This window comes from Synechococcus sp. W55.1, from assembly GCF_047461655.1.
GTDB lineage: Bacteria > Cyanobacteriota > Cyanobacteriia > Thermostichales > Thermostichaceae > Thermostichus.
Genome location: NZ_JANSHN010000007.1, coordinates 101,169 through 113,158, shown reverse-complemented (window position 1 = coordinate 113,158; position 11,990 = coordinate 101,169). Strand labels below are relative to the sequence as shown.

11 protein-coding genes are annotated in these 11,990 nt (G+C 61.0%); 8 read left to right on the top strand and 3 right to left on the bottom strand.

The window, feature by feature from the left end; genetic code table 11:
• Window position 1: 1 nt before the first annotated feature.
• A complete protein-coding gene (locus NW816_RS05280; RefSeq protein WP_414408477.1) occupies window positions 2-385 on the bottom strand; it encodes a hypothetical protein in 384 nt (127 codons plus the stop codon).
• A gap of 92 nt (window positions 386-477) precedes the next feature.
• Between NW816_RS05280 and rppA the strand changes: the two genes are divergently transcribed.
• The 4 genes from rppA to recF all read left to right on the top strand — a co-directional run bounded on the left by rppA (window position 478) and on the right by recF (window position 4,729).
• Window positions 478-1,167, top strand: coding sequence for a two-component system response regulator RppA (rppA, locus tag NW816_RS05275; RefSeq protein ID WP_414355523.1), 690 nt, complete (start codon window positions 478-480; stop codon window positions 1,165-1,167).
• Between the two features lie 148 nt (window positions 1,168-1,315).
• Window positions 1,316-2,656, top strand: a complete 1,341-nt coding sequence (locus tag NW816_RS05270) for a sensor histidine kinase (RefSeq protein ID WP_414408476.1) — start codon at window positions 1,316-1,318, stop codon at window positions 2,654-2,656.
• 49 nt (window positions 2,657-2,705) lie between these two features.
• Window positions 2,706-3,398, top strand: a complete 693-nt coding sequence (locus NW816_RS05265; RefSeq protein WP_414355525.1) for a DNA-binding protein — start codon at window positions 2,706-2,708, stop codon at window positions 3,396-3,398.
• A 164-nt stretch (window positions 3,399-3,562) separates the two neighbouring features.
• Window positions 3,563-4,729, top strand: a complete 1,167-nt coding sequence (recF, locus tag NW816_RS05260; protein WP_414408491.1) for a DNA replication/repair protein RecF — start codon at window positions 3,563-3,565, stop codon at window positions 4,727-4,729.
• Between the two features lie 87 nt (window positions 4,730-4,816).
• Here recF and NW816_RS05255 read toward each other — a convergent pair whose 3' ends face one another.
• Window positions 4,817-6,367: a YifB family Mg chelatase-like AAA ATPase gene (locus NW816_RS05255; protein WP_414408475.1), complete on the bottom strand. Its 1,551-nt coding sequence runs from the start codon at window positions 6,365-6,367 to the stop codon at window positions 4,817-4,819.
• Between the two features lie 370 nt (window positions 6,368-6,737).
• Here NW816_RS05255 and NW816_RS05250 point away from each other — a divergent pair, with 370 nt between their 5' ends.
• From NW816_RS05250 to NW816_RS05235, 4 genes are read left to right on the top strand one after another with little or no spacing between them, the layout of a single operon-like run.
• On the top strand, window positions 6,738-7,187 hold the full coding sequence (locus NW816_RS05250) for a response regulator (protein WP_414355528.1): 450 nt from the start codon (window positions 6,738-6,740) through the stop codon (window positions 7,185-7,187).
• Window positions 7,168-9,198: a peptidase M3 gene (locus NW816_RS05245; RefSeq protein ID WP_414408474.1), complete on the top strand. Its 2,031-nt coding sequence runs from the start codon at window positions 7,168-7,170 to the stop codon at window positions 9,196-9,198. The genes NW816_RS05250 and NW816_RS05245 overlap by 20 nt, the downstream gene beginning before the upstream one ends.
• Window positions 9,150-10,166 carry a DNA adenine methylase gene (locus NW816_RS05240; protein WP_414408473.1) on the top strand — a complete coding sequence of 339 codons (1,017 nt, stop codon included), beginning with the start codon at window positions 9,150-9,152 and terminating at the stop codon, window positions 10,164-10,166. The genes NW816_RS05245 and NW816_RS05240 overlap by 49 nt, the downstream gene beginning before the upstream one ends.
• A 28-nt stretch (window positions 10,167-10,194) precedes the next feature.
• A complete protein-coding gene (locus NW816_RS05235) occupies window positions 10,195-10,527 on the top strand; it encodes a BolA family protein (protein ID WP_414408472.1) in 333 nt (110 codons plus the stop codon).
• Between the two features lie 171 nt (window positions 10,528-10,698).
• Here NW816_RS05235 and NW816_RS05230 read toward each other — a convergent pair whose 3' ends face one another.
• The gene (locus tag NW816_RS05230) at window positions 10,699-11,820 is read right to left on the bottom strand and encodes a PP2C family protein-serine/threonine phosphatase (RefSeq protein ID WP_414408471.1); all 1,122 of its coding nucleotides are present in this window, start codon (window positions 11,818-11,820) and stop codon (window positions 10,699-10,701) included.
• Window positions 11,821-11,990: the final 170 nt, after the last annotated feature.

Here is an 11,990-nt window from a genome sequence, read left to right as displayed (position 1 = left end):
TCTAGTCCAAGCTATAGCGGGTCAGGCGCTGCACTTGCTCGGGAGCAAGGCCAAGCTCTTGGGCAATCTGAGCCGACACCTGGTCTGGATCCAGTTGTGGAAATTCAAATTCCAGCTTGCGCAGGTGGGGATTGGTGGTAGTCACCTCCACCTTGGTGTAGCCACGGGAGCGGCGGATCTCCGCCTGAATGGAAAGAATATCCAGAGCCAAGGTGGCTTGTTGCTGGCTGCGAATCGCCAAAGGTTGCTCTAGCCGGCGAGGACGGCTCAGCGCTTGGCCCTTCACCCACTCTCCCCCCGCCACAAAAAGAAGCCCTGCCAAGGGCAGCACCAGCCAAAAATCAAACCCTAGATCTTGCCACCGATGGATTTTGGGCCACCCCACCGTTGTTCTCTCCCTTGCAGAGGGCTATTTCCGTGATCCATCCTAGCCTGGGCAGTGGGAACTGGCCGTCTTGGTCAACGGCGCACAGGACGATGCGAATTTTGCTGGTGGAGGACGACCCGGAACAGTTGGAGCCTTTACAGGCTGCCCTGTCCAAGTGCGGCCACGTGGTTGACTGTGCCAAGGAAGGGGAGATGGCTGCCTGGCTGATGGAGGAGAAAGCCTATGATCTCCTGATTTTGGATTGGATGCTGCCGGGGCCAAGCGGGATCCAGCTCTGTCGGCAATACCGCCAATCGGGGGGATGTGCGCCGGTGCTGATGTTAACTGCCAAAGACGCAACATCGGATGTGGTGCAGGGGTTGGATGCGGGGGCGGACGACTATTTGGTCAAGCCGGTGGATCTGGTGGAGCTGCTGGCACGGGTGCGGGCTTTGGGACGCCGTTCCCCCCAATGGCAAGGAGACAGCCTCAGCCTGGGATCCCTGCACTTGCACTTGGCCAGCCTGACCCTAGAGCGGCAGGGGAGGCAGGTACAGCTTTCGGGCAAGGAGTTTCAATTGATGGAATACCTGATGCGCCATCCCAACCAGGTGCTCAGTCGGGGCCAGATCGAGCAGGCGGTGTGGGAATGGGGCTGTGAGCCGGAGAGCAATGCCGTGGCTGCGTTGGTGCGGCGGTTGCGGCTACGGTTAAAAGAGGTGGAGGCCCAAGATTGGCTGGAATCGGTGTATGGCCAGGGGTACCGGCTGCGCATAGCCTCTCCAGAAGAGAACCCATGAAAGCAGTTTCTAGGGGGTGGCGATGGAGGTGAAAAGAGCTGAACACAAGCATTCTCTCCCATGGCTGGGCTGGAACTGGGTTTCCCTGGCACACCCCCTTCAGCCGCACCTGGGGCAGAAGGCTGCGACAAGAGGGACGGGATCCCTGGTGTTTCACCACAGCCGCCGTCGCTTGGCCCGCAGCTTTGCCGGGGTCATGGGGGGGATCCTGCTGGTGTTTGCCGCCGTCTTCTACCGCTTGGAAGTGGAGAACCAGTTGCAGGCTTTTGACGAGGAGCTGCAGGTTCAGGCCGGGATCATGGCGGCAGCCATTAAGTACGAGCTGCGCCAGGGGCAGTGGCGGTTGGTGTTGAACGAGGTGCCCTTTTTGGGGGGGAAAACCCAACCCCTCGACCATCACTTGGCCTATGTGCGCTGGTTCGATCCTGCTCCCGGCACCGGAAGGGAAAGCTTGGGATCCCTGCGCCAGTACACGGGATCCCGGCCTCCTCTGGAGCTGTTTGACTTGGATGGCCCGCCTCACCATCTCCAACTGGGTTTCCAAACGGTGGAAGGAGAGAGCGGCTTACTGTTGCGCCAGCTCACGCTGCCGGTGCAGCAGGAGGAAAAGCTACTGGGCTACTTGCAACTGGCGGTGCCCCTGGAACCGCTGCAACTTACCCTGGGTCGCTTGCGCTGGGGGTTGGGGATCGGGATCCCGCTGACGCTGGCGTTGATCGGCGGGGCCGGCTGGATCTTGGGGGGGCTGGCGATGCAGCCGATTCGTCGCTCCTACGAGCAGTTGCAACGCTTCACTGCCGATGCTTCCCACGAGTTGCGCGCCCCCCTGGCCGCCCTGATGAGCAATGCTCAAATGGCTCTGCTGGCCCCGGAACAAGCTCAACCTCGCCTGGAAAAGGTGGTGAGCGGTGCCCGCCGCCTCAGCGTGCTGATCGATACCTTGCTGCAGTTGGCCCGCCAGCAGGGATCCCTGCCCCTGGAGGATCTGCCGCTTCTGAATTTGCGAGCGCTGTTGCAGGAGCTGAGCGAGCAATACCGCCCCCAAGCTGAGGCCCTTGGCCTTCACTGGCAATGCCACCTGCCTGAGACGGATCTTTCTGGGGGTTGGCTTGTGCGGGGGAACGCTGCCCTGCTGCGGCAGGCCATCGAGAACCTACTGCGCAATGCCCTGCAGTACACCCCTGCAGGCGGCACAGTGCAGGTGAGCCTGGAAAGCCAGCGCCAGCGCGCTTACCTCCACGTCAAGGATACAGGCATTGGCATTCCCCCCGAGCATCTGCCCCATCTGTTTGAGCGGTTTTACCGGGTGGATGAAACCCGTGCTCGCCATACGGGTGGGTTCGGTCTGGGCCTGGCCTTGGCCCAGCAGATCGTCACCGCCCATCGGGGATCCCTGCGAGTGGCCAGCCAAGTGGGAGAGGGATCGATATTTACGGTAGAGCTGCCCTTGTCATCTTCACGTCATTTTTCTCCGCCATTCTCAAGATGAGCCGCGATAACCCAAACCGGCTTGTCCTGTCGATTGGAGTCTATGACCAATGACGATTCGTTCCTCTTTTGCTCGCGCTCTGGGTTGTTCTCTGCCGATTTTGGTTCTGCTCACCCCCCTGGTGCTGGGATCCCCGGCGCAAGCCCAGCGGGGCAGACGCTCTGCTCCTGAAGCCACAGCTCCCCTTCAGGTACAGCCAACTTGGCAGCGCCCGCGGGATCTTGAGCGAGCCAGCCGCGATCTGGCTAAGGCGCAGCGACACCTGGCCGAAGCCAGCTTCCTCTCTCAGCGGGGGTCTTCCCCAGAGGCTGCCCGCCTTTTGGAACACGGCCAGGAGAGGTTCACCAACGCCCAAGCCTCACTTGAGGCGGGGAACTTCTTCGCCGCCCGCGAGCAGGCCAAAGCAGCGGAAAACTTAGCCAAAGCAGCCAAAGTTCTCTACGAAGCGGAGCTGGGTTTCATGGGCCGCCCTGGCCGTTCCTTCTTCGAGGCCCCTTTCCGGGCTCAGGAGTACCTCAGCCGGCTGCAAGCGGAGATGGCCTTCGCCAACATCAACTCCGGCAGCGTCTCTGACCTGCAGAATCAAGTGCAGAACCTGTTGGGCGACGTAAGTACGGATCCCAGCAGCTACACCTTCGCCGACTACAGCCGTAGCAAAGCTGCCCTCTACTCCGCCCGCGCTGCCCTACACCTGTTGGCGGCTGAGCGCCTCGGGGGGATGACTACCCTGACCAGGCGCTGATCTGGCCTACCCGGAACTGGGGATAGAAGGGATCCCTGCTGGCTGAGTTTCCGGGGTTAACCTCTATCTTCTCTGGCCCCTGCTGGAGTTGGGTTAAAGTGAAAGCCCCCAGAGCGGGGGCTGTTCTTGGTTAGATATTGATCGCGTCTTTACATCTGCCCTTAGTGTACCTGCGTTCTCTGCACCTGCGCCACTTTCGCAACTACCGGGAGCAAGGGATCACCTTTGACGCGCCCAAAACCATCCTGGTGGGGGAGAACGCCCAGGGCAAGACCAACCTGCTGGAAGCGGTGGAGCTGTTGGCCACCTTGCGCTCGCGGCGGGCCAGCCGGGATCGGGAGCTGGTATACCAAGAGGAGCGACAAGCCCAGATTGCCGCCACGGTTGAACGGCTGGGTGTGGCCCATGAGCTGGTGATGGAGCTGCGCAGCAGCGGCAGGCGATCCCTGAAGGTGGACGGGCAGGTGCTGCGCCGCCAGGCGGACTTTTTGGGACAGGTGAATGCCGTGGTGTTCTCCAGCCTGGATCTGGAGCTGGTGCGGGGCGCTCCGGAGACGCGGCGCCATTGGTTGGACGGGGTGTTGCTGCAACTGGAGCCGGTTTATCTCGGCCTGGTGGAGCAATATCGCCAGATCCTCAGGCAGCGCAACGCCCTTTTGAAGCAGGATCCCAAGGACTCTGTCCCGCTAACGCAAGCGGCTGCTGGCGTTCAGTTCTCGCAGATGGCCTTCTGGGATGCCCAACTGGCCACCACCGGTAGCCGAATTATGCGCCGCCGCGCCCGGCTGCTGCAACGGCTGGAGCCTTTGGCTGCTCACTGGCACCGGGTCATTAGCGGTGGACGGGAAACCCTGACCCTTACCTATCGACCCCAAGTGCCCCTGCCGGATCCCCAGGCCAGCCCCGAAGTGATCCAAGCCCAGTTTTTGGCCGAGATCCGCGCCAAAGCCGCCGCCGAACACTCCCTGGGCAGCTCTCTGGTGGGCCCCCATCGGGATGAAGTGGAGCTGTGCATTAACGGAGTTGCCGCCCGCGCCTATGGATCCCAAGGCCAGCAGCGCACTCTGGTTTTGGCTCTGAAATTGGCGGAGCTGGAGCTGATCGAGCAGGTGGTCAGGGATCCGCCCTTGCTGCTGTTGGACGATGTGCTGGCCGAGCTGGATCTGCACCGGCAAAACCAGCTCTTGGAAGCCATTCAGGAGCGCGTGCAAACCTTGGTTACCACCACCCATCTGGGATCCTTTGACGCCGGCTGGCTCAAAGCCGCCCAAATCCTTCAGGTGCAGGGGGGACAGCTTTTTCCCGACAAAACAGGGGGTGGGATCCCGTAGGGCAGGCCGGAGCTCTGGCGGTAAGGGAAACTCCCTCTGGGAGAGGGGCTGGGGGTGGTCGCGTCAGCGGCGCGGAGCGCTTGAGCTCTACAGCCGAGCGCGATCCAGGCTGCGGTATTGAATCGCTTCGGCAATGTGGGTGGGGGCAATGGCCTCCGCGCCCTCGAGATCGGCGATGGTGCGGGCCACCTTGAGGATGCGGTCGCTCCCCCGCGCAGACAGGGCCAACTTTTGGATGGCGCTTTCCAAGAGCTTGCGACAGGGATCCGAAAGGGAGCACCACTGCCGCAGGTGGCGGGATTGCATCTGGGCGTTGCAGTGGATCCCAGGCTCGTTTTGAAAGCGCTGCCGCTGCCGTTGTCGTGCCCGCTCCACCCGCCGCTGCACCGCTTGGGAAGATTCGCCGCCCTGGGCGCGGACAATTTCTTCCGGCTTAAGGCGGTTGACCCGCACCTGCAGGTCGATGCGATCCAGCAGCGGGCCGGAGAGCTTGGACCAGTAGCGCTCCCGCTGTTGCGGCGTACAGGTGCAGGGGTGAACGGGATCCCCGTAGAAGCCGCAGGGACAGGGGTTGGTGGAGGCCACCAGGGTGGTTTGGGCGGGAAACTCTAGGGAAACGCGGGCGCGGGAGATGGTGACTTTGCCATCTTCCAGGGGTTGGCGCAGCACCTCCAGCACCTCCCGCCGGAATTCCGTCAGCTCATCCAGGTACAGGATGCCATGGTGGGCCAGCGAGATTTCCCCGGGCTTGGGGTAGGGGCCGCCACCCACCAGCGCCACTGCCGAAGCCGAATGGTGGGGAGCGCGAAAGGGCCGCTGGGCGATCAGGGGGGTCTGGCGTCCCAGGTGCAGGTTTTGCCGCAACAGGCCGGCTGCCGAGTAGATGCGGGTGATCTCCAACATCTCTTCCCACTGCAACTGGGGCAGAATGCCGGGCAGTCGCCGCGCCAGCATGGTCTTGCCCGCTCCCGGGCTGCCCACCAGCAACAGGTTGTGCCCGCCGGCTGCCGCGATCTCCAGAGCCCGCCGGGCATGTTCTTGCCCCTTCACATCGGCCAAATCCAGCAGGGGTTCCGTTTCGGTTGGCAACATCTGTTCTGGCTGGATCCGCACCGGCTCAACTCCCTCTGGGTTTTGCAGCCAGCCCACCACCGCCGCCAAGGAGGGCAGCCCATACACTTGGATCCCTTGCACCACTGCTCCTTCCGGCCCATTTTCCTGGGGCACCACCAGGCGGCGGATCCCCATCTCAGCAGCACTGGCGGCAATGGGCAGAACCCCGGCCACCGGGCGCAGGGCGCCGTCTAGGGCCAATTCCCCCACCATCAGGGTGTTGGCCAGAGCTTCCCGCTCAATCACCCCTGAGGCCGCCAGGATCCCAATGGCGATGGGCAGATCGAAGCTGGGGCCTTCTTTGCGCAGATCGGCAGGGGCCAAATTGACAGTGATCCGCCGTTGTGGCAGGGCAAAGCCGGAGTTCTTGATCGCCGCCCGCACCCGCTCTTTGGCTTCCTGAACGGCGGCATCGGGCAGTCCCACCAAGGTGATCTGGGGCAAGCCACCGCCCACATCCACCTCCACCGTGACCCGCACGGCCTTGAGTCCCAGCAGAGCGGCAGCCGTGACTTGGGCAAACAAAGAGAGCGCCTCCGCCAAAGATAAGTAAAGATCTCAACTCATCCTGGCAGAAGTTTTGGCCGACGCATCCCCCTTCCCCCTTAGCTGCATTTCCAAGAGGAGAATGTTACAAATTGCTACGCGACGCTTCCGTGAACGTTGAGAAGCCTTCCCGCCCAAAGTGCTCCCTGCTGTCTTCGATAAGGATAGGATAGGATCGCGTGGAAATTACGCATGGATTGGCGGGATCCCTCTCCGAGCCAAAGCTGTTCTATGTGCTGGGGGGGATAGGCGTCTGGCAAGGATTGGGAAGGCTGCCTGCGTCAACTTATTCGAGGGTTCAAGATATCCACAAACGCAAGCGGGCGGAGGAGGATCCCAATATCTTGAGGTGGTGGCTCAGATCTTGCAGGATATGGCTCAGGTTTTCCCTGCCCCCACCGTGGAGGAGGCGCGCCAGCCCTTGCAAACCCAGACCTTTCAACTGGTGATCCTGGATCTGAACTGGCCAGATGGCTTGGGTTCAGATCTGTTGCCACTGCTGCATAAGGTCTCCGGCCTGCTGACGCGAACGGTGAGCAGCACGCCGGTCATGGTGTTTTCTGCCCAAGATAGGGGCTCAGAGGTGTGTACAGCAGGGATCCAGGCCACTCTGGTCAAGGCCCACACCTCCAATCCAGATTTTCTCAACACCATTCGCGCTTTGGTGGGGGAGAAAAGCAGGTGTGTCCTTCTGCAGAGGGGCAACCCCCATCTTTGTTGCTATGCCTACGGCACCTTGGCGGGAACCGCAACGCTGACGCGACAGGAGGCTGATCCCGGTGGTCTTTCCTGCTTCTGAACCTTCTTTTGGTCTTCCTTATCGCTACGCGACGCTTCTGCCAACGGGCTCTAATCACGTTAGCGAGACGGAGTCCTTGCGCAGCCCTGAGTTCGACAATCTGGACGATCTTGGGAAGCAGGTGCAGCAGTTTGCCCAACGCTACCGGGGGCAGGTGGCGCAACTCAGCCCGCCGGAGCTGGCGGTGGCACTGCAGGAGTTGGCCGAGCTGACGCAAAGGATGCAAGGGATCCCAACTGCCGACTCGGCAGAGGCAGCTTGGCAGAGGCTGGAGCGGATCATCGCCTTACAAAGCCAACTGCTGTTTTTCCTCCTGGAGTTGCAATCCCTGCCTGCCGTTGCTGCTGGTGGCCCGGAGGAAGGTGTTCCCCACGAGGGTCAGGATGGTGCTATGCCTACGGCACCCTGTCGGGAACTGCACCGCTGGCACGAACGCCTAGTCGATGCCCACGTCGAGCCTGAGCTGCAACCCTTTCGCCAATTCCTGTGTCGCCTTCTTCAAAGGACTCCGTCCCCCTGGCACGAACAGCAGAGTCACCAACAGCTTGAGCCTCTGGAGCGCCTGCTCCACCAACAGTACTTAACAGGAAGGTTGGCTTGGCGGCAGTTGTGGCAAGTGACCCTGAACTCGCCTGCCGCGCTCCCAGATCACACCCTTGTCCAGCTAGGAACTCCGTCCCACTGGCGCGAACAGAGCTTACCAACCCACGCCAGCGCCGAAATCCGTTGGGCTGCCTATCAGCGGCTGGGCCAACACCTGGAGGCCCATGCAGATCTGGGTGGGTTTATCCTCAGCACCCTGATCCGCGACCACCTGTGGGAGGCCCAATGGCGGGGCTATGACTCTGCTGCCGACCTGTATCTGGCCCGCCACGGCCTGACTCAAACTTTTTTGGAGAACCTCCTGGAAGGGATCCGCGATCGGTTGGATCTGTTCCAGCGCTATTACCGCCTCAAAAGCCGAAACATGGGGCGTTCCATTCGCATCTGCGACTTGCGTGCGCCCTGGCGGGATCCCGTTCCACCCCTGACCCCTGCTGAGGCCACCTCTCTAATCTGGGCTGCTTTGCAGGACTTTTGCCCTGAGTGTGCTGCCCAGGCCAAACCCTGGCTGCTGGAAGTCGGCGCTATCGCAACCGAGGCAGACAAGCCCACTCGCGTCAGCGAAACAGAGTCCTCGTCTAGACCAGGAGAAACGGGATCCGGCGGGAGCGAGCTCTTGTTGAAGACCCTTGCCACCCTCAGCCGGCGGCTCCGGCCTGAGGATCCCCAAGTTTGGCTGGATCTAGAGGAGATGCAAGGGGCTACTCAGCCGTGGTGCTCTCTACCTCCAGCGCGAACGTGGGGAGTGCAGGCCCACACCATCTTTTTGCAGCAGATACTCCTGGATCACCTGGTTGCCTCAGCAGTGGGATCCCCCCGCATGGGCAGGCCTGCTCTTTACGACCCGGAGGGGCAAGCTGTTCCGCACCGCTGGCGGGAACGCTCCGGCAGCCTCAAGTTGGCCCAGGCCCTGTTGATACATCATCTGGAAGCCCAGTTGCAGGCGGTGTTTTACCAGGGTTTGATCGGTCGGCTGGAGCTGCTCCTCTATCGGTCGGGGATCCCCGAATGGGAAAACGGTGTAACCTACTCCTCCTGGGTGAGCGAAGAGTGGTTGAAGCTGTGTCAGGAGCTGTGCGGAGATGCGGTGGAACTGTTGCCGGAACACCAGTTCTACTGGGTGGGGATGCCGGAGCTGTTTCTCCGCCCCTTCAGTGCCTATCAGGCCAGCCTTGCCAGCCTGGTGGCCTTGGCCTGTCACCGCCGCTATCATGATTCTCCGCGCAACTTTCTGCCCCACTACCTTCGTTGGTTGGCCAGCCCGCCCGGATCCCTGACTTTGGCAGAAACCACCCAGATGCTGCAGGCGGATCTGAGCGACCCAGAGGGAGTGTTGCAGGCGCTGGAGGAGCTGGAGCATTGGATCGAGACGCTAGAAAAGCTGCTGGAAGAGGATCCGGATCGCTGACCCACCCTTGTTCTCTTGGACGTAGGCATGCCCTGCGGCGGGAAGATCCTGCGCCCGACTCCTGCGAACCCACTCCGGCAGCACCAGCCATTAAAGCGCGTCCCTTCCTGAAATGGGCAGGGGGGAAAGGGCAACTGCTGAGCCAATACGAACCCTTTTTCCCTCGCACCTGGAACACCTATCACGAGCCCTTTTTGGGGGGTGGAGCGGTCTTTTTTCATCTGGCCCAAGGGATCCCATCGGGTTCTCGACACTTTGTTTTGTCGGATATCAACCCTGAGCTGGTGAATGTGTATCGCTGCGTGCGGGATCACGTGGAGGAGCTTATCGCCCTGCTCAGCCACCACCAAGCCCACCACAGCCGGGATTATTACTACACCATCCGCGCGGCTCGATTTGAAGATCCGGCGCAACGGGCTGCCCGCCTGCTGTATCTGAACAAGACCTGTTTTAATGGCCTCTACCGGGAAAACTCGCGGGGAGAGTTCAATGTTCCTTTGGGCCGTTACCGCAATCCCCGCATTTGCGACGCGGAGAACCTACGGGCTGTGGCACGGGTTTTACAAGGCGTGGAGATCGCGGTGCAGCCGTTTTGGCAGGTGCTCGAACGAGCCAAACCCGGGGATTTCGTCTATTTGGATCCCCCTTACTATCCCCTTTCTGCCAGCAGCAGCTTCACAGCCTACAGCCGGTTTGCCTTCGGCGAAGCGGAACAGATCCGCCTGCGAGAAGTGTTTGGAACATTGGCCGACCGAGGCGTGCAGGTGCTGCTCTCCAATTCCGATTGCCCCTTCGTGCGGGAACTGTACCGGGATTACCCCATCCAGACCATCTCCGCCAGCCGTGCCATCAACGCCCAGGGCCACAAACGCGGCCCCATCACCGAGGTCTTGGTGCTGAGCCATCCCAGCCTGGCCTCTGCCCGTAGTGGGCCGGAAGGGATCCCGTTTTGCCCCAGAACCGTCTAAGGTGGACGCGATAGCGGTGCGGAGCACAATGGATGAGCAGGTCGAGATCCGAGGCGGGATCTTGAGCTTGGACACAGTGAGACCACGGGGACAACAGCGCATGGATCCACGAGAAATTGAGGCGTTGGTACGGGCCGCCCTGCCCGGTGCGAGAGTACAGGTGGAAGACACGGTCGGCGATGGCCACCATTTCCAGGCCATTGTGGTGGCGGAACAATTCCAGGGCTTGCCCCTGATCAAACAGCACCGGCTGGTGAATGAGGCCCTGAAAGCCTACCTGCAGGATGGCCGCCTACATGCTTTGGCCCTGCGCACCTTTACCCCCGCTCAGTGGGAGCAACTCCAGGAGCCGGATGGCTGATCGCGACAGCAGGACAGAGTCCCCTTGAGCCAAGAGGGTCATTTCCGGTCGCGCTGGGCATCGCCTCGATTCCCGGCTCCTCTCTTCCTTTGGGAAAGGGGCTGGAGCTGTCGCAAACGGGAATCCTCAAGGGATCGCCTCAAAGCGGCTTGAAACAGCCACAACCCACCTCTAACCAAAGCTGACGCGGAGCAGGGAAAAATCATCTTCAAAGTCCGTCCGCCCCTGAAAGGATTGGGCCTCATGGATCACCTGATCCAGGCCACCGTCAGCGCTCTTGCTCAGCAGGGCTATCAAACTGTTCAGCCCCCAGAGTTCTCTCTGCGGGTTTATGACTTCGTAAACTCCATCGCTGAACAGGTAGAGATGGCTGTTCTCCGGGATCCGCACCTGATCCCTTTGAAAAGTGAGGTCGGGCAAAATGCCAATGGGCAAGTTGGCAGTCTTCAGCAGGAGCGAATCCTGACCCTGGATGAGCAGGGCAGGTGGGTGGCCGGCACTGGCAAAAGAGAGCAGACGGGATCCCGGCTGATAAACCCCATACCAAAGGGTGAAGTACATCTCATGGTGGGATCTCATTTGAAAAGAGTGGTTGAGGGCACGCAAGACCGCGTCCGGCTGGCGGGGATCGGCATCGGCCAAGCCTTGAGTGCGCAACTGGTTCATCACCGACACCGACAACAAAGCGGATCCCACCCCATGCCCCGACACATCCAGCAGATAGATGGCCAGGTGCTCCTCATCCAGCCAATGATAGTTAAACGAATCTCCCCCCAATTCCTGGGAGGGCAAAAAGCGCCACTCGAGAGCCACTTTGCAGTCGGGGAAATAGGCTGGCTCCGGCAGGAGGGAACGCACATAGCTGGCCGCCTCTGCCAATTCTGCCCGTAACCTGGCCGTTTGCTGCTGCAGGTCATAGCTGAGCTGGTGTAAGCGCAGCCCGGCCCGCACACGTGCCCGCAACTCATTGGGGTCGATGGGTTTGCTTAGAAATTCATCTGCTCCGGCATCCAGGCCCTGGATGCGGTCTTCGACCTCGGTGCGAGCGGTGAGCAAAATAAAAAACGTCGTGGAAAACTTGGGATCGGCTTTGATGCGTCGGCAAACCTCTAGTCCATCCATGTCCGGCATCATCCAATCGCAGATGATCAGCCCCGGCACCAGCAGGTGGGCTTGCTCCAGTCCCTCGGAACCGTTGCTGGCCATCTCCACGGTGTAGCCCTGTCGCTCCAGGGATCGCTTCAACACCAGCCGAATCGTCGGATCGTCGTCAACAATCAAAATGGTCGTCATGACCGCTGCACCCCAATCCCAAAGTCAAAACGCATTCAAACCCAACTCCAGCCCGATATCCCATACCGATAGGCAGATCTTTCATCCTAGCTTAGGGGTTGCAGCAGGAAAACCGGCTCGGCAAGCAGTTCACGACAACGGGGAAGGCCTCAACAGCTTCATCCATCGGA